16 protein-coding genes and 1 tRNA gene are annotated in these 17960 nt (G+C 68.8%); 9 read left to right on the forward strand and 8 right to left on the reverse strand.

Features of this window, described 5'->3' with window-relative positions; genetic code table 11:
- Positions 1–115: 115 nt before the first annotated feature.
- The gene (locus CAL11_RS02025; protein WP_086092007.1) at positions 116–853 is read right to left on the reverse strand and encodes an enoyl-CoA hydratase-related protein; all 738 of its coding nucleotides are present in this window, start codon (positions 851–853) and stop codon (positions 116–118) included.
- On the reverse strand, positions 850–1842 hold the full coding sequence (locus tag CAL11_RS02030; RefSeq protein WP_033460900.1) for an NAD(P)H-dependent flavin oxidoreductase: 993 nt from the start codon (positions 1840–1842) through the stop codon (positions 850–852). The genes CAL11_RS02025 and CAL11_RS02030 overlap by 4 nt, the downstream gene beginning before the upstream one ends.
- Positions 1843–1955: 113 nt before the next feature.
- On the opposite strand from CAL11_RS02030, the gene CAL11_RS02035 reads away from it, so the two are divergent.
- The 4 genes from CAL11_RS02035 (at position 1956) to CAL11_RS02050 (ending at position 6754) form a co-directional block, all read left to right on the forward strand.
- Positions 1956–2618, forward strand: coding sequence for a TetR/AcrR family transcriptional regulator (locus tag CAL11_RS02035; protein WP_086092008.1), 663 nt, complete (start codon positions 1956–1958; stop codon positions 2616–2618).
- Positions 2619–2664: 46 nt separating this feature from the next.
- Positions 2665–3813 (forward strand): acyl-CoA dehydrogenase family protein, encoded by a 1149-nt coding sequence (locus CAL11_RS02040; protein ID WP_033460894.1) that lies wholly within the window; start codon positions 2665–2667, stop codon positions 3811–3813.
- A gap of 112 nt (positions 3814–3925) precedes the next feature.
- Positions 3926–5155 carry a CaiB/BaiF CoA transferase family protein gene (locus tag CAL11_RS02045; protein ID WP_086092009.1) on the forward strand — a complete coding sequence of 410 codons (1230 nt, stop codon included), beginning with the start codon at positions 3926–3928 and terminating at the stop codon, positions 5153–5155.
- 84 nt (positions 5156–5239) lie between these two features.
- Positions 5240–6754 (forward strand): 3-hydroxyacyl-CoA dehydrogenase, encoded by a 1515-nt coding sequence (locus tag CAL11_RS02050; protein ID WP_086092010.1) that lies wholly within the window; start codon positions 5240–5242, stop codon positions 6752–6754.
- 183 nt (positions 6755–6937) lie between these two features.
- Here CAL11_RS02050 and CAL11_RS02055 read toward each other — a convergent pair whose 3' ends face one another.
- Entirely contained in the window at positions 6938–7837 is a 900-nt protein-coding gene (locus CAL11_RS02055) for a c-type cytochrome (RefSeq protein ID WP_167382432.1), read from the reverse strand.
- A gap of 201 nt (positions 7838–8038) precedes the next feature.
- Here CAL11_RS02055 and CAL11_RS02060 point away from each other — a divergent pair.
- From CAL11_RS02060 to CAL11_RS02075, 4 genes are all read left to right on the forward strand, one after another.
- A tRNA-Arg gene (locus CAL11_RS02060) sits at positions 8039–8113 on the forward strand.
- 311 nt (positions 8114–8424) lie between these two features.
- On the forward strand, positions 8425–8940 hold the full coding sequence (locus CAL11_RS02065) for a cupredoxin domain-containing protein (protein WP_086092012.1): 516 nt from the start codon (positions 8425–8427) through the stop codon (positions 8938–8940).
- Positions 8941–8983: 43 nt separating this feature from the next.
- Complete coding sequence (locus tag CAL11_RS02070) at positions 8984–10759, forward strand: copper resistance system multicopper oxidase (RefSeq protein WP_086092013.1); 1776 nt, start codon at positions 8984–8986, stop codon at positions 10757–10759.
- A gap of 46 nt (positions 10760–10805) precedes the next feature.
- Entirely contained in the window at positions 10806–11759 is a 954-nt protein-coding gene (locus CAL11_RS02075) for a copper resistance protein B (RefSeq protein WP_086094499.1), read from the forward strand.
- Positions 11760–11765: 6 nt separating this feature from the next.
- Here the strand turns inward: CAL11_RS02075 and CAL11_RS02080 are convergent, their stop codons facing one another.
- The 3 genes from CAL11_RS02080 to CAL11_RS02090 are packed head-to-tail and all read right to left on the reverse strand — an operon-like array spanning position 11766 to position 14468.
- Entirely contained in the window at positions 11766–12500 is a 735-nt protein-coding gene (locus tag CAL11_RS02080) for an enoyl-CoA hydratase/isomerase family protein (protein WP_086092014.1), read from the reverse strand.
- Positions 12497–13657, reverse strand: a complete 1161-nt coding sequence (locus CAL11_RS02085; RefSeq protein ID WP_086092015.1) for a CaiB/BaiF CoA transferase family protein — start codon at positions 13655–13657, stop codon at positions 12497–12499. The genes CAL11_RS02080 and CAL11_RS02085 overlap by 4 nt, the downstream gene beginning before the upstream one ends.
- Positions 13658–13673: 16 nt before the next feature.
- Complete coding sequence (locus CAL11_RS02090; RefSeq protein WP_086092016.1) at positions 13674–14468, reverse strand: IclR family transcriptional regulator; 795 nt, start codon at positions 14466–14468, stop codon at positions 13674–13676.
- Positions 14469–14758: 290 nt separating this feature from the next.
- Between CAL11_RS02090 and CAL11_RS02095 the strand changes: the two genes are divergently transcribed.
- A complete protein-coding gene (locus tag CAL11_RS02095) occupies positions 14759–15352 on the forward strand; it encodes a cysteine dioxygenase (protein WP_033466677.1) in 594 nt (197 codons plus the stop codon).
- Positions 15353–15388: 36 nt separating this feature from the next.
- Here CAL11_RS02095 and CAL11_RS02100 read toward each other — a convergent pair whose 3' ends face one another.
- Together CAL11_RS02100 and CAL11_RS02105 are read right to left on the reverse strand one after the other, a co-directional pair.
- Positions 15389–16717, reverse strand: coding sequence for an amidase (locus CAL11_RS02100; RefSeq protein WP_086092017.1), 1329 nt, complete (start codon positions 16715–16717; stop codon positions 15389–15391).
- 74 nt (positions 16718–16791) lie between these two features.
- Positions 16792–17937, reverse strand: a complete 1146-nt coding sequence (locus CAL11_RS02105) for an ABC transporter substrate-binding protein (RefSeq protein ID WP_086092018.1) — start codon at positions 17935–17937, stop codon at positions 16792–16794.
- Positions 17938–17960: the final 23 nt, after the last annotated feature.

A 17960-nucleotide genomic window follows, 5' to 3' on the forward strand; every position in this document is an offset into this window, starting at 1 on the left:
CCCGGTCCATCAGCGTTATGTGCGTTGCCCCCTGGCAAGCTGCCCGGCGTTGCAGCGAAAAGCGGACGCGTGCTCTGGTTATTCCGCGCCGGTGCGGCGCAAGAGTGCGGTTTGTTTACTTCCTGAAGAAGCGCGCGAACGCCTGCTGCGCTTCGGGGCTGCGCAGGCGCTCGCGAAACTGTTCGGCTTCGTGGTCGAGCGTGGCGTGGATCGCGGCGCGCTCGCCCTGGCGCAGCATGCGCTTGCTCACACGCAGCGCTTCGCGTGGCTGGGCGGCCAGGTCGGCGGCGACGGCCCGGGCGGCCGCCAGGGCCTGGCCTGGCTCGGTGACGCCGGTGAGCAGCCCGGCGGCATGCGCCTCGGCGGCGTCGAAGGCGCGCCCCTGCAGCAGCCATTCGGCGGCCTTGCGCATGCCGGCCAGCCGGGGCAGCAGCAGGCTGGAAGCCCCTTCCGGGCACAGCCCCAGCGCCACGAACGGCATGCGCAGCCGGGCGGAGCCGGCCGCGAAGACGAAATCGCAGTGCTGGAGCAGCGTGACGCCCACGCCGACCGCGTGCCCTTCCACGGCGGCCAGCACCGGCACGTCGGTGTCGACCAGCGCGCGCAGGAAGCGCAGGGCCGGGCTGTCGCCCGCCGGACGCTCGGCCTGGAAGTCGCGCAGGTCGTTGCCGGCGGTGAAATGGTCGCCGGCGCCGGTCAGGATGATCGCGGCCAGGCCGGCGTCGGCGTCGGCGGCGCGCAATCGCGCCGCCAGCGCGTCGTAGGTGGCGGTATCCAGGGCATTGCGCCGCTCGGGGCGGTTGATGGTCAGGGTGAGCACGGCCCCGTCGCGCTCGGTCAGCAGGCTGCTCATCCCAGCTTGCGCGCGCCCAGCCGCGCCTGTGCCTGGGCGTACTCGGCGCGCAGCGACGCGACCAGTTCGCGCGCCGGCAGCACGCTGGCAATGCCGCCCACGCCCTGGCCGGCGCCCCAGATGTCTTTCCACGGCTTGGCGCGCGTCGTGCCGAAATTGGACGAGGCGGCCTCGGCCGTCGGCAGGTTGGCCGGGTCCAGGCCGGCGGCCACGATGCTGGCTTTCAGGTAGTTGCCGGGAATACCGGTGAAAAAGGGCGTGTAGAGCACATCGGACGCGCTCGCGTCGACGATGGCCTGCTTGTAGGCCTCGGAGGCGTTGGCCTCGGCGGTCGCGATGAAGCGCGTACCCATATAGGCGAAGTCGGCCCCCATGGCGAGCGCCGCCAGGATGCCCTGGCCCGAGGTGATCGCGCCGGACAGCACCAGCGGCCCGTCGTAGAAGCGCCGTACCTCGGAGACCAGCGCGAACGGGCTGAGCGTGCCGGCGTGGCCGCCCGCGCCGGCGCACACCAGGATCAGGCCATCGACCCCGGCCTCCAGGGCTTTCTCGGCGTGGCGCACGGTCGTGACATCGTGGAAAACCTTGCCGCCCCAGGCGTGGATGCCGGCAACCAGGTCGCCGGGCGCGCGCAGGCTGGTGATGATGTAGGGCACCCGGTGGCGGGCGCACACGTCCAGGTCGTGTTCGAGCCGGTCGTTCGACTGGTGGATGATCTGGTTGACCGCGTACGGCGCCACGACGCCGTCCGGGTGCGCGCGGCGGTGTTCGGCCAGGCCGGCCTCGACTTCGTCGAGCCAGTCGCCCAGCAGCGATTGGGGGCGCGCATTGAGCGCGGGAAACGACCCCATGACGCCGCTGACGCATTGCGCGACCGCCAGCTTGGGGTTGGAGACGATGAACATGGGCGAGCAGACCACGGGCAGGGTCATGCTGGCGTACAGCTCGGCAACCACGGGATGGGGCATGGCGGTGTCTCGTGCGTTCATGTTGGGCGATTCCGGTTGTTGAGCGCGGGGGAAATCTGTGCCTATAATTACTTACCGGTCGTCCGGTAATTAATTGATGAACCCATTTAACGGCAAGCGGCCAGCCCCTGTCAATGCAGGCGGGGGCGCGCCGCGCCTGCCAGGATAACGCCATGGCCGATGCACCTGCCCCTGCCCCGAAGCGCGCGCGCGCCGGCCGCCCGCCCACGCTGGCCGCGCCGCGCGAGCGCATTCTCGAGGAGGCCGCGCGGCTGTTCGCCCGCAGCGGCTACGAAAACAGCTCGGTCGCCGACCTGGCCGCGGCCATCGGGGTGTCCAAGGCCGCCCTCTATCACTATTTCCAGACCAAGCAGGACATCTACGACGCCATCATCCTGGAGACGCTGGCTGGCCTGCTGCAGGCCGTGACCCGCGAGGTGGAGCGCCAGGACGAGGCCTGCGAACGGCTGCGCGCCTTCATGGTGGGGCATGCCCGCTATTTCGCGCGCCATCACGAGCAATTCGTGACCATGCTGATCGGCTATTCCGGCATGGCGCTGCCCGAGCGCGCCGACGCCGCGCAATTGCGCGACCGCTACGAACAACTGCTGCGCGACCTGCTGGAGCAGGGCATGGCCACGGGGACGCTGCGCCGGCTGGACGTGGCGGCCACCGGTCGCGCGGTGCTGTCGATGCTGAACTGGATGGTGCGCTGGTACAAGCCGGGCCAGGGCGACAGCGCCGAGCAGATCGCCGCCGGCTACTACGACTTGCTTTTCAACGGCCTGCGCACCTGACGCCGCGCGGGCCCATCCCACTTTATATATACCCTCGAGGTGCATCATGGCGCTGGACAATGAAACCCTGAACCTGTTGCTGGACGCGGTACGCCGCTTCGTCAACGACCGGCTGGTTCCGGCCGAGAACGAGCTGGCCGAAACCGGCCGCATTCCCGACGCCATCGTCCAGGAAATGCGCGACCTGGGGCTGTTCGGCCTGTCGATCGCCGCGGATTACGGCGGCCTGGGCCTGACCATGGAGGAGGAGGTGCGCGTGGTGTTCGAGCTGGGGCAGACCTCGCCGGCTTTCCGGTCGCTGGCCGGCACCAATATCGGCATCGGTTCGCAATCCATCGTGCTGGCCGGCACCGACGCCCAGCGCCAGCGCTATCTGCCCAAGCTGGCCAGCGGCGAACTGATCGGCTCGTTCGCCCTGACCGAGCCCGATGCCGGCTCGGACGCCATGGCGCTGCGCACCAGCGCGGTCCGCGACGGCGACCACTACGTCCTGAACGGCACCAAGCGCTTCATCACCAATGCGCCGGTCGCCGGGCTGTTCTCGGTCATGGCGCGCACCGCGCCCGAGCGCCGCGCCGATTCGATCTCGTGCTTCCTGGTCGAGGCCGGCACGCCGGGCGTGACGCTGGGCAAGCCGGACAAGAAAATGGGGCAGGCCGGCGCCTTGACCTGCGACGTGGTGTTCGACAATTGCCGGGTGCCGGCCGAGGCGCTGCTGGGCGGCCAGGAGGGCACGGGCTTTCGCACCTCGATGCGGGTGCTGGACAAGGGGCGGCTGCACATCGCGGCGCTGTGCGTGGGCATCGCCGAGCGGCTGGTGCGCGATGCGGTGCGCTACGCGCTGGAGCGCAAGCAGTTCGGCCAGCCGATCGCGGAGTTCCAGCTGGTGCAGGCGATGATCGCCGACAGCCAGACCGAGCTGTACGCGGCCCGTTCGATGGTGCTGGACGCCGCGCGCAAGCGCGACCTGGGCCAGAACGTGACGATGGAGGCGGCCTGCAGCAAGCTGTACGCCACCGAGATGGTCGGGCGCGTGGCCGACCGGGCGGTGCAGATCCACGGCGGCGCGGGCTATGTCTCCGAGTACGCGGTCGAGCGTTTCTATCGCGATGTCCGCCTGTTCCGCATTTTCGAGGGCACCAGCCAGATCCAGCAATTGGTCATCGCGCGCGAAACCCTCAAGGCGTACGCGTAGCACAGCCGCGTTGTTGTGCGCGCCGCGCACAACAACGTGCCGAAAACAAAACTTGCCGCCTGGCGCCAGGGGCTAATATGCCTGCTTCCCCTGGCTCTTTCTTTCTACCGATATGTCGCAACGTCCTGCTCCCCTGACCGGCATTCGCGTGCTGGATCTCACCCGCGTGCTGGCGGGCCCCTGGTGCACCCAGAACCTGGCCGACCTGGGCGCGGAAGTCATCAAGATCGAACGGCCCGGCGCGGGCGACGACACGCGCGCCTGGGGGCCGCCCTATCTGAAGGACGCGGCCGGCAACGACACCACCGAGGCGGCCTACTACCTCTCGGCCAACCGCAACAAGCTGTCGGTGGCGCTGGACATCGCCACGCCGCGCGGCGCGGAGCTGGTGCGCGAGCTGGCGCAGCAATGCGACATCCTGGTCGAGAACTTCAAGGTGGGCGGCCTGCGCAAGTACGGGCTGGACTACGAAAGCGTCAAGGCCATCAATCCGCGCCTGATCTACTGCTCGATCACGGGCTTCGGCCAGACCGGCCCATATGCCAGCCGCCCCGGCTACGATTTCATGATCCAGGGCATGGGCGGCCTGATGAGCATCACCGGCGAGCGCGACGACCTGCCCGGCGGCGGTCCGCAGAAGGCCGGCGTGGCGGTGACCGACCTGATGACGGGCATGTATTCCACGGTCGGCATCCTGGCCGCGCTGCACGAGCGCAACCGCAGCGGGCTGGGCCAGCATATCGACATGGCCCTGCTCGATTGCCAGGTGGCCATGCTGGCCAACCAGAACCTCAACTACATGACTTCCGGCAAGGCGCCGCGCCGCGCCGGCAACGCACACCAGAACCTGGTTCCCTACCAGGTGTTCGCGGTCAGCGACGGCCACCTCATCGTGGCGGTGGGCAACGACAGCCAGTTCCGCAACTATTGCCGCGTGATCGACCTGCCCGAGCTGGCCGACGATCCGCGTTTCGCCACCAATCCGCAGCGGGTGCAGAACCGCGACGAACTGGTGCCGCTGCTGGCCGAGCGCATGGCCACCGGCGAGCGCGATACCTGGCTGGCCGCGCTGGAGAGCGCCGGCGTGCCGGCCGGACCCATCAATACGCTGGACCAGGTCTTCGAAGACCCGCAGGTGGTGGCCCGCCAGATCCGGCGCGAGCTGCCGCACCCCAGCGCCGGCACCGTGCCGACCGCCAGCAGCCCGCTGCGCTTTTCCGACAGCCCGGTGGAGTACCGCCGCGCCCCGCCGCTGCTGGGCGAACACACGCGCCAGGTGCTCAGCGAGCGCCTCGGGCTGTCCGAGGCCGAGATCCAGGCCCTGGCCGCCGGGCAGGGCTGACCGATACCCTGGGCGCCGCCCGCCGCCGCGCGCGGGCGTGGCGGGCGCGGCGTCCACCATACTTGAACGAGGCAGGAGCAGAGAATGAGCGAGATCCAGACTATCGGCATCGTGGGCGCCGGCGCCATGGGGCGCGGCATTGCCCAGATCGCCGCGCAGGCCGGCGTGCTGGTGCGGCTGTACGACACCAACGCCGCCGCGGTGCAGGCGGCGCGCGACGCCTTGCGCCAGACCTGGGACAAGCTGGCCCAGAAGGGCAAGCTGAGCGAGTCCGACGCCCAGGCGGCGCTGACGCGCGTTACGCCGGCGGCGGCGCTGGCCGACCTGGCCGATTGCCAGCTGGTCATCGAAGCGGTGATCGAGCGGCTGGACGTCAAGCGCGACCTGTTCGCGGCGCTGGAGGAAATCGTGGCGGCCGATTGCGTGCTGGCCTCGAACACCTCGTCGCTGTCGATCACCGCCATTGCCGCGGCGTGCAAGCGTCCGCAGCGCGTGGCCGGTTATCACTTCTTCAACCCGGTGCCGCTGATGAAGGTGGTCGAGGTGATCGACGGCCTGCGCAGCGATCCCGCCGTGGGCGACGCGCTGGCCGAACTGGCGCGGCGCATGGGCCATACGCCGGTGCGGGCCAAGGACATGCCCGGCTTCATCGTCAACCATGCCGGCCGGGGCATGAACACCGAAGGGCTGCGGGTGGCGCAGGAGGCCGTGGCGCCGTTCGACCAGATCGACGCCATCATGCGCGAGCAGGCGGGCTTTCGCATGGGACCGTTCGAGCTGCTGGACCTGACCGCGCTCGACGTCTCGCATCCGGTGATGGAATCGATCTACCGGCAGTTCTTCGACGAGCCGCGCTTCCGGCCGTCGCCCATCACCACCGTGCGGCTGGCCGGCGGCCTGATCGGCCGCAAGGCCGGCGAAGGCTTCTACGCCTATCCCGACGGGCAGAAGCAGGTGCCGGCCGAGCCGGCCGCGCCAGCCCTGCGCGCCGGCTTGCGTGCCTGGGTAAGCCCGGCGCATCCGGACGGCCACGCGCGCGCCAGCGCCTTGCTGCGCGGCATGGCGGTCGAGCTGGCCGAGGGGGCGACGCCGCCGCAGGATGCGCTGATCATCGTCACGCCCTATGGCGAGGATGTCTCCACCTGCGTGCAAGGCCAGGGCCTGGACGGCGCGCGTACGGTGGGCCTGGATACGCTGTATGCGCTGGAGGCCGGCCGGCGCCGCACGCTGATGGTGTCGCCGGCCACGGCGCCGAACTGGCGCGACGACGCCCATGCGCTGGTGGCCAGCGACGGCGCGCCGGTCAGCGTCATCGAGGACTCGCCCGGTTTCGTGGCGCAACGCATCGTCGCCTGCATCGTCAACATCGCCAGCGATATCGCGCAGCAGCGCATCGCCACGCCGCAGGATATCGATCGCGCCGTGACGCTGGGCCTGGGTTATCCGGTCGGCCCGCTGGCGCTGGGCGACAAGCTGGGCGGCGCCCGCTTGCTGGAGATCCTGCACAACATGCAGCGCGTCACCGGCGATCCGCGCTATCGCCCCAGCCTGTGGCTGCAGCGCCGCGTCCAGCTGGGGCTGTCGCTGCTGCACGGCTGAGGCTGCGGTTCGCGGGGAAGCGGTGCCAGTCCCCGCAGAAGTTGGCGCATGACGGGTGCCTGTCCCGGCGGGGACAGGCCAGAAGTCAGCGGGTGCCAGTCCCCGTGCGGGGACAGGCACCCGAGAATGGAAAAAGCCCTTCGGCGCAACGCCGAAGGGCTTTTTCCATGGCGCTGCCGCGGCTTACTTGGCGGCGTTGACCATGTATTCGATGGCCGCGCGGATGTCGTCCTCGGACGCGGTGGCCGCGCCGCCCTTGGGCGGCATCGCGCCCTTGCCCTGCATGGCGACCTTGAGCATGGCGTCCATGCCGGTCTGGATGTAGGGCGCCCAGGCGGCCTTGTCGCCGAACTTGGGCGCGTTGGCCACGCCCGTGGCGTGACAGGCGAAACAGGTGGCCTTGTACAGCTTTTCGCCGGCCGGGTTGACGGCGGCCTGCTGTTCGGCGGGGGCTGCCGGCGCCGCGGCGGCGGGAGCGGGGGCCGCGGGGGCGGGCGCGGCGGCCGCCGGGGCGGCAGGAGCCGGAGCCGGTGCGGCGGCAGCGGCTTCCTCGGGCTTGGCGCCTTCCTCGGCGGGGGCGGCGGGCTCGGGCAGCGAGCCGCCCGATTGATTGGCCATGTAGACCACGGCGCGGGCCACTTCGTAATCGCTCAGAGCCGGGTTGCCGCCCTTGGCGGGCATGCCGCCCTTGCCATGCAGCGCGACATTGAGCATCGCGTCGTAGCCGGCCTTGATGAACGGCGCCCAGGCCGCGTTGTCGCCCATCTTGGGCGCGCCGGCGACGCCGGCGGTGTGGCAGGCCGTACAGACGGCCGTGAAGACTTGTTCGCCGGTCTTGTGGACCTTGGGGGCGTTGGCGTCGACCAGTTCGAAACCGGCGACAGGAGCGATGCGCTTGGCGACCGCTTCTTCACCCAGCGTATCCGAACCGGCGCCGACCTTGGTGCCGGAGGTGACCACATTCACCAGCATGATGATGATGATGATGGGGACGACGAAGGCCAGCACGACCGTGGTGATCAGTTGCTTGGGCGTTTTGATGGGCGAGACGTGTTCTTCGATGTGTTCCTGCTCGTTGCTCATGACCAAATCCTGCGAATCGGGGTACCGGGGGACGCCTAGAAGGCGGCAAGAGACAATCCAATCACTACAGAGCAAGGCGCACCGAAATCGGGCTCCCCGCATGCAAACGCTGGATTATATAACGCTCATGCGATGTGAGAATTGTCGCCGCCCTCGCGGGGCGTGCGCGAATCGCAAAGTCCGGTACAATGTCGCCTCTTCGCGCCCGTAGTTCAATGGATAGAATGAGAGTTTCCGAAGCTCTTGATACAGGTTCGATTCCTGTCGGGCGCGCCAGTTTCCAAGGCCCTGGCGGCCATCGCGGCGCCACCTTCCGCAACAGGCGGACGGCGTGGCGCAATGCGCAAGCGCCGCACACCGTGCCGCGCCAGCACCCTAATCCCGGAAAAATCCGTTCCCGGCCATGGCCCGGACCGCGCCGGCCATGCGCCGTGGCGGCCTCGGCTGGCGTGCGCCTTGCCGCACGGTCGCGGCGATGGATGCGCGCCGCATCGACATGACAGAAAAGTAATGTTCCCGACAGCTTGCGGACGGTCGCGGCTCACTACAGTGGCCGCTTGACCCAGTCTGACCAGCGAGGATCGAACATGAGAGTAAGGGTGCGCGCAGTGCGCATGGCCGTGGCCGCGGCCGCGTTCTGGATTTCGTTCGGCGCCGCCGCCTCCGGCGCGCACGGCGCCGGCCATGGCGCCGGCCATGGCGCCGGCCACGGGGCCGCGCCGGCCGCCGCCAGCGCGATCGTCAAACCCGGCGTGGCGTCCAGGGCCAGCCGCACAGTCAGTGTCGACATGACCGACGCCATGCGTTTCACGCCTGACCAGATCGAGGTCAAGGCTGGCGAAACCGTGCGCTTCAAGGTGACCAATTCCGGCAAGATCCGCCACGAGATGGTGCTGGGCACCGATGCGGACCTGGGCGCGCACTACCAGATGATGCTCAAGGATCCGGGCATGCGCCACGAGGAAGCCAATTCGGTGTCGCTCGACGCCGGCAAGAGCGGCGAGATCGTCTGGCAATTCGACAAAGCGGGGCGCGTGGCTTTCGGTTGTCTCGAGCCCGGGCACTATCCGGCCGGCATGAAGGGCGCGGTTTCCGTCAAGTAATCACGAGCCGGGACGCCGCGGCGCTCCCGGGGAGAAAGCACCAATGAGCAGAGCAGTTTCGAATCAGCGCCGCCGCTTCGTACAGGGCCTGGCGGGCGGAGGCGCGCTGGCGGGCCTGGGGCTGTGGCGCCAGCCCGCCTGGGCCCAGCCCGGCGCGGCGCGTCCCGAAGTCCTGTCGGGCACCGAGTTCAACCTGGAGATCGGCCGCACGCCGGCCAATTTCACCGGCGCGGCGCGCATGGCCACGACGGTCAATGGCAGCATCCCGGCGCCCATCCTGCGCTGGCGCGAGGGCGATACGGTGACGCTGCGCGTGACCAATCGGCTGGACGAAGACACGTCGATCCATTGGCATGGCATCCTGCTGCCGACGGAGATGGACGGCGTGCCCGGCCTGAGCTTTCCGGGGATCCGCCCGGGCGAGACCTTCACCTACCGTTTCCAGGTGCGGCAAAGCGGCACGTACTGGTATCACAGCCACTCCGGGTTCCAGGAGCAGACAGGCCTGTACGGCGCCATCGTCATCGAACCCAGGCGCGCCGACCCGGTGCGGGCCGAGCGCGACCACGTGGTGCTGTTGTCCGACTGGACCGATGAAGACCCTATGAGCGTGTTCCGCAAGCTCAAGGTCATGCCCGATTACTACAACTACATCCAGCCTACCGTCGAGAACCTGATCGACGATGCGCGCAAGCAAGGCTGGGCCAGCGCGCTGGACGAGCGCCTGATGTGGCAGCAGATGCGCATGAACCAGACCGACCTGGCGGATGTGTCGGGCGCCACTTATACCTATCTCGCCAACGGCAAGTCGCCGGCCGGCAACTGGACCGGGCTGTTCAAGCCGGGCGAGCGGGTGCGGCTGCGCTTCATCAACGGCTCGGCCATGACGTACTTCGATGTGCGCATTCCCGGCCTGAAGATGACGGTCGTGGCGGCGGACGGGTTGCCGGTGCGGCCGGTGGAGGTCGACGAGTTCCGTATCGCCGTGGCCGAGACCTACGACGTGATCGTCGAGCCGGCCGAGGACCGCGCCTATACGATCTTCTCGCAGGCGATGGACCGTTCCGGCTACGCGCGCGCCACGCTGGCGCCGCGCCAGGGCATGCAGGCCGAAGTGCCGGCGCTGGATCCGGTGCAGGTGCTTACGATGATGGACATGGGCATGGCGCACGACATGCCCGGCATGGACCATGGCGCGGCGGGGCTGCAGGGCGGCGCCATGAACCACGGCGCCGCGGGCGGGATGGACCATGCCGCCATGGGGCACGGTTCGGGCGAGGCGAGCGGCGGCATGGTGGAAGTCAGCCATCCCTATCCCGCCGAGCACGGCCCGGCCAACTCCATGCTGCCCGATATCGTGACCACGCGGCTGGACGATCCGGGCGTCGGCCTGCGCGACAACGGACGCAAGGTTCTGACTTACGCGGACCTGCGCTCCATGGTCGAGCCCGAGGACAACCGCGCGCCGACGCGCGAGATCGAGTTGCACCTGACGGGCAATATGGACCGCTACATGTGGTCGTTCAATGGCCTGAAGTTTTCGCAGGCCAGGCCCATCGTGCTGAAGTATGGGGAGCGCGTGCGCTTCGTGCTGGTCAACGACACCATGATGACCCACCCCATCCACTTGCATGGGTTGTGGAGCGATCTGGAATCTCCCGACGGCAATTTCCAGGTGCGCAAGCACACGATCAGCCTGAATCCGGCCCAGCGGATCAGCTACCGCGTGAGCGCGGACGCCAGGGGGAACTGGGCCTACCACTGCCATCTGCTGTATCACATGGAAGCGGGCATGTTCCGCGCCGTTGTCGTGGAGTGAACGGAACATGGCGAATTTCAGTATCGACAGGAAGCGATTGGCCGGCATGGCGGCAGGCCTGGGCCTGGCCGCGGCGGCGGCGGGCGCCTGGGCGCAGGCGCCGGCCATGGAGCATGGCTCGATGCCGGGCATGGACCACGGCGCGGCGCAGGCGCCGGCCATGGACCATGGCTCCATGCCGGGGATGGACCATGGCGCGGCACAGGCGCCGGCCATGGACCACGGCTCCATGCCGGGGATGGACCACGGCGCGGCGCCGTCGCCGGCCATGGAGCATGGCCCCACGCCGGCGATGGGCGCCTTGCCGAGCAGCGATGGCGCGGGTGACCGGCCTTACTCGGCCTACGGCATTCACTCGCACATGATGGACGACATGGCGACCAGCCAGTTGCTGTTCGACAAGCTGGGCATGACCTATGACCGCGACCGGCGCACGGGCCTGCAATGGGACGGCCAGTTCTGGGTGGGACGCGACCTGGACAAGCTGTGGATCAAGAGCGAGGGCGAGCGCGTCGGCGGCCGCTCCGACGGCAAGGTGGAGGTGTTCTGGAATCGCACGATCTCGCCGTTCTGGGACCTGCAAGTGGGCGCGCGGCGCGATTTCGGCACCGGGCCCAAGCGCAACTGGGGCGCCATCGGCCTGCAGGGCGTGGCGCCGTACAACATCGAGACCGAGGTGACGGCCTACGTGGGCGGCTCGGGGCGCACCGCGCTGGCGCTGAAAGCCGAGTACGACCTCTTGCTGACCCAGCGGCTCGTCCTGACGCCGGAGATCGAGGCCAGCGTGTACGGCAAGGACGACAAGGCGCGCGGCATCGGCGCCGGCCTGTCCGACGCGTCGTTCTCCTTGCGCCTGCGCTACGAGATCACGCGCGAAGTGGCGCCCTATGTGGGCGTCTCGTTCGGCCGCAAGTTCGGCAAGACCGCCAGCTACGCCAGCGAGGAAGGCGAGAGCCGTTCGGAGCGGGCCATCATGGCGGGCGTGCGGATCTGGTTCTAGGCGGGCCTACTGGGCCAGATAGTCCCGGATGCGCGCCTTGAACCCCGGCTGCGCGGCCGAGCGGGTCAGCGCCGCCAGATCGGCGTCGTCGTGGCCCGCGTGCAGAACCTGGTGCAGCGTGGCGCGGGTGGCCGGATCGAGCGCGGCGGCCGCTTCGGCGGCCGCGTCGATCAGCGCGGGCCACTGCGCCTGGGCGGCGCAGTCGCGCACGAAGCCGATGCGCCGCGCTTCGTCGGCGTCGAACGCGCGGGCGCTGCCCAGGATGGAGATGGCCTGGTCGGCGCCGACGATGTCGCGAAAGCGGCGCGTGCCCAGCACCAGGCCGAACTTCAGCCCGGGCATGCGAAAGCCGGCCTCGGGGGTGCAATAACGCCACTTGCAGGCCGCGAACAGGTCCACGCCCGCGCCGAAGCTGCGGCCATGGGCCAGCCCCAGCGTCAGGCTGGGAGAGCTGGCCACGCGCTGCAGCAGCATTTCGATGCGCACCATGCGCAGCAACAGGTCGCCCTCGCTCTGTGCTTCGTAGCCGGTGAAGTCGAACCCGGCGCTGAAGTTCCTGCCGGCGCCGGCGAACACCAGCAGCGGCACTTGTTCGCGGTGGGCGGCATCCACGCCGTCGATGAGCGCCTCGACCAGTTCGGCCGACAGCGCGTTGCGTTTTTCGGGGCGCGACAGCGTGAAAGTCCAGGCTGTGGGCTGCCGCGTGATGGTCAGGGGGCCGGGGGCTGACATGGCGCTCAACCCGCCTGGCGCGGCGCCAGGCCCGCCAGGATCTCGTCGTTGTGCTCGCCCAGGGCCGGCGGGCGGCGCATGACGCCGGCCGTGCGCGCGTCAAAGCGCACTGGCGAGACGAACGTGCGGGTGCGCACGCCGTTGGGCAGTTCGAGATCCTGCACCCAATCCATGTGTTCGACCTGCGGGTCGGCCAGCACTTCGGAGTAGTTGTTGATGGGGGCGCACGGCACGCCGGCCTGGCGGAAGCGCTCCAGCCAGGCATGGGAGTCGTGTTCCGCGAAGATGGCCTCCAGGATGTCGCGCAGGGCGACCTGGTGTTCGGCGCGGTCGGTGGGGTTGGCAAAGCGCGGGTCGGCGTGCAGGTCGTCGCGTTCGAGGACCTTGCAGACCGCTTTCCATAGCGAGTTGTTGCCGGCGGCCATGCCGAAGTAGCCGTTCTTGCAGCGGAATACCTGGTACGGGGCGTTGCGCGGGTGCGCCGAGCCCAGCTTGACCGGATCCACGCCCGTGCCGAAATACTGGGACGTCTGCAGGGCGGCGATGCCCAGCGTGGCGCCGAGCATGGAGACGTCGATGTGCGTGCCCTGGCCGTCGGCCTGCACGCGGCGCAGGGCGGCGGCGATGGCGAAGGCGGCATACAGGCCGGCGGTGAAGTCGCAGACGGGCACGCCGCACTTCACGGGGGCGCCGCCTTCTTCGCCGGTGACGCTCATCAGCCCGCTCATGGCCTGCAGCGTGAGGTCGAAGCCGCCTTCCTGGCTGCGCGGGCCGCTCTGGCCGTACGCCGATACCGAACAATAGACCAGGCGCGGATTGCGCGCGCGCATCGCTTCGTACCCCAGCCCCAGGCGCTCCATGACGCCGGGGCGGTTGTTCTCGATCAGCACGTCGGCGCTGGCGATGAGTTCGATGGCCGCGTCGCGTTCGGCCTCGTTCTTCAGGTTCAGTGTGACCGAGCGCTTGTTGCGGTTCAGCGAGGCGAAGTTCTCGCTGTAGCCATCGGTGATCGGCGCCCAGCTGCGCAAGGTGTCGCCGGTGCCGGGCGGCTCGATCTTGATGACGTCGGCGCCCATGTCGGCCAGCAGCATGCCGCAGAACGGGCCGGCGGCCACGTTGCAGATTTCGATGACGCGTACGCCCGCGAGGGTGGATTCCTGGTTCATTCTTTCTCCTGGTGCTTCAGGCGACGCCGCCGAAATAGCCGCCGCGGTAACCCATGTGCGCCGACAACTGCCGCGCCGCCTGTTGCACCAGCGGCGCGTATTCACGCATTTTCTGGTTCGTCAGCCGCTCGAGCGGGCCGGAGATGCCCAGCGCCGCCACGGCCTTGTCCAGCCCATTGAAAATCGGCGCGGCGATGCCGCCGATGCCCTGGCGCCACTCGCCGCGGTTGATGGCGTAGCCGATGCGGTTCACGTCGGCCAGCTCCTGCTTGAGGGCGAGCAGCGAGACGTGGGTGTTTTCGGTGTGCCGCTGGATGGCCGCGCCATAGTGGTCGAGATAGTCGGCCGTCTGGCAGGCAAGCAGGGCCTTGCCGGTGGCCACCGCGTAGGCCGGGGCCCGGCCGCCCACGGTCGAATAGGCCAGCAGGGGCTGCGGGCTGTCCAGTTTGTCGACATAGACCACGTCGAGCCCGTCGAGCACCGACAGATGCACGGTTTCGTTGGTCAGCCTGGCCAGTTCGCCCATGAACGGCGGGGCCAGTTTGCGCGCGTCCAGGCTGGCCAGCTGGCGTGCGCCCAGCTCGAACAGCTTCAGCGTGCACTGGTACGAGCCCGTGGCGGGGTCGCGCCGCACATAGCCGGCATGCGCCAGCGTCTGCAGGGTGCGATGCGTATTGCTGCGGGTGAGGCCGATTTCTTCGGCGATCTGGTCCAGCGTGGGCGTGGCGCCGTCGAGCCGGCTGATGGCTTCGAGGACCGTGAGGCCCTTGAGCAGGGTTTTGTCCATATGTCGTATGCCTTTGCAGCGCAAGCGCCGATCCGGCGCGCGTTCGTCTGCCGGGGCTGTCGCGCACAGAATACAGAGAGCCGGCTTATAAATCAAATTATGAAATTTGAATCCCAAATAATAGGAAATATGGCGGTTTCGCCAGGAACGCCAGAAATACGTTGAGAGATGGCCTTATCCGTTGACGGCCGACCAGGCTGTTCCTTATTATTTTCCTTATATACAGAATATAAATCCTATATTTTGGTATTTGTCGGGCACGGTGACGCCGCACGGGCGATGTGCTCGAATGAAGAGACCGACAGGAGGGGCTCATGTCCGAGGCGAGATTGCTCAACACCGTGGCGGCGCTAGACCAGCTGGTCGAACGCACCGGCCTGCAGGAGGGCGCCATCCTGGCGCAGGCGCGGCAGCTGATCGCGGACCTGGTGGCCCACGATGACTGGCTGCCCGATGAAATGGCGCAGCCGCATCCCGAGTACTACCGGCAGTATCTGCTGTACGGCGACCCGCGCGACCGCTACTCGCTGGTCAGTTTCGTGTGGGGGCCGGGCCAGAAGACGCCGGTGCACGACCACACGGTATGGGGCGTGATCGGCATGCTGCGAGGCGCCGAGACCGACCAGCCGTTCCGGCGCGACGCCGATGGCCGGCTGGCGCCGGAAGGCCCGGGCAAGGTGCTGCGCCCCGGCGACGTGGCCTGTGTGTCGCCGTCGATCGGCGATATCCACCAGGTCAGCAATGCCTACGACGACCGGGTGTCGATCAGCATCCACTTGTACGGCGGCAATATCGGCCGCATACGGCGCAGCGTCTATGACCCGCAAACCGGGGCGAGCAAGGCGTTCGTGTCGGGCTATTCGAACGCCATGACGCCCAATCTTTGGGCCGCGCCCGACGCCGGCTGAGCCGGGCGGCGGCGCGGGCCGGCATGCCGCCGCGCCTCAGGCGGCGTCTTCGAGCGCCTGGCCGAACTGGTACAGCACGGCCTCGTCCAGGTGCCGGCCGATCAGTTGCATGCTGATGGGCAGCCCCTGGCCGTCGGCGCCGAATGGCACCGACAGGCTGGGGTGGCCGGACAGGTTGGTCGGCGCGGTCAGGCGGGTCAGCAGCCAGGTGGTGGAGTATTCCTGGCCATCGAGCACGGTGGTGCGCTGGTCGCGCAGCGGGGCGGTGAGGCCGCAGGTGGGGCATAGCAGCACATCGACCTGCGCCAGCGCCTCGTCGAAGGCCTGGCGCGCCACGGCGCGCATCGCCATGGCCTGCAGGTAGTCGACCGCCAGCACGCCGGCGCCGGTCAGCAGGCGCGCGCGCACTTCGTCCTGGTAGGGCGCGTTGCTCGTCAGCGCCCGCAGGTGGCGCGCATAGGCTTCGGTCTTGAGCACCAGCTGCTGGGCGTCGTAGATGGCCTGCACCTGGGCGATTTCGATGGGCACCACCCGGGCGCCGGCCTGGCGGAAGGCCTCCTGCGCCTGTTCCAGCGCCTGGCGCACCGGCGCATCCAGATAGTCGAGGTAGAACCCGGTGGCCAGGCCCACGGTGCGGCCGCGCACCGATTGGCCAACCAGGCGCGCGTAGCTGTGCGCCGGCTGCCCGGCCAGCGCGTCCAGCAGCACGGCGTTGTCGCGCACGGTGGTGCTCATCGGGCCGACGTGGTCCAGCGTCTGGCTCAGGTCGAAGGCGCCGGCGCGCGGCAGCAGGTCATAGGTGGGCTTGAGGCCCACCACGCCGCACAGCGCGGCCGGCAGGCGGATGGAGGCGCTGGTGTCGGTGCCCAGGGCGGCGGCGCACAGCCCGGCGCCCAGCGCCGCGGCCGAGCCGCTGCTGGAGCCGCCGGTCATGTGGGCCGGGTTGCGCGGGTTGCATACCGCGCCGAAGTACGAGCGATCGCCGGTGGGGCCATAGGCGAACTCGTGGGTGTTGGCCTTGCCCACGATGATCGCGCCCTCGGCGCGCAGCCGGGCGACGACCGGCGCGTCGCGTTCGGCGCTTGCCTGGTTCGCGTACTGCTGCGAACCCATGGTGGTGGGCATGCCGGCGACGTCGATCAGATCCTTGACGGCCACGGGGATGCCATGCAGCGCGCCCGTGGCGGCGCCGCCGGCGAAGGCGGCGTCCGCGTCGGCCGCCTGCCGCATGACGGTTTCAGGGTCGACGCTGATGAAACAGTTCAGCGGCGAGGCGGCTATCCGGTCCAGCAGGTCGCGCAGGGTGGCGGAAGGGGTGGTCTGGCGCGCGCGGTAGGCGGACGCGAGGGCAGCAATGGTCAGCATTTTGATGAAAGACGGGTAAGGCGCAAGGCAAGGCGCGGACTGCGTCCGCCGGCCGGGCCGGCGGACGCCGCGGTTTACTGCAGCGGTTCGATCTTGCCGTTGTTGAAGCGGGCCAGGCGGATCGAGCCGTCGTTCTGGTTCTTCTTGTCGAAGCGCACCGGCCCGAGCAGGGTCTCGAAGCCCTGCAGCTGGGCCAGTCCGGCCTGGATCTGTTCGGGCTTGGTGCCGCCGCCCTTGCGCGCGGCCTCCACCACGGTATAGACGGCTTCGTACGAGCCGGCGTCGAACGCGCCGGGCAGGCTGTTGTAGCGCGCCTGGTAGGCGGTTTCGAACTGCTTGGAGCGCGCGTCGCTCAGGCCCGGCAGCCAGGTGGTGGGGAACACCGCGCCCTCGGCCGCGGCGCCAGCCAGTTCCTGGAACTTGGGCACGCCCTGGCCTTCGTTGACGATGAGCTGCGTCTTCAGCCCCAGTTCGCGGATCTGGCGCGCGATGATCGAGCCTTCCGTGTAGTAGCCGTGCACGAACAGCACGTCGGGGGCGCGGTCGCGGATGTTCGTCAACTGGGCCTTGAAGTCGGTTTCGCCGCGGTTGTATTCCTCGTAGGCTACGACTTCGGCGCCCAGTTCCCGGGCGCGGTCGGCGGCTGCCTTGGTGGGCGGCTTGCCGTAGTCCGAGTTCTCGGCCAGGAAGGCTACCTTGCGCGCGTTCTTGTTCTGCACGTAGTGCTCGATCGCCTTGGTATCGAGCTGGTTGTCGGTAATCTTGATGCGCCAGGTGTACTGGAAGCCCTGCTCGGTGATGGTGGGCGAGCCGGCCATGCCATTGACCAGCGGCACCTTGTATTTCTCGTTCTCCTTCGAGAAGGCGATGGTGACCAGGCTGGCGGCCGAGCCGACGATGGCGTCGACCTTGCGCTGGGTGATCAGCTTCTTGGCGGCGTTGATGCCGGTGGCCGGGTCGCTCTTGTCGTCCTCGCCGTGCACTTCGAGCGGGACGCCGTTGAAGCCGCCGGCCTTGTTGATCTCCTCGACGGCCAGGCGGGTGCCCTTGTTGTGGGCGTCGCCGTACGAGGCGGCCGGGCCGGTCACGGATTCGATGATGCCGATGCGCAGCGGCGTGGCGCCGGCCGCGGCCTGTTCTTCCTTCTGGCCGCAGCCGGCCAGGGCGACGGTCGCCGCGATCGACGCGGCGGCCAGGGTGCGGGGAGCGAATGCAATCATGATGTCTCTCTAGTCGGGAAGGG

The organism is Bordetella genomosp. 6 (genome assembly GCF_002119705.1).
In the GTDB taxonomy this organism is placed as follows: Bacteria; Pseudomonadota; Gammaproteobacteria; order Burkholderiales; family Burkholderiaceae_B; genus Bordetella; species Bordetella bronchiseptica_F.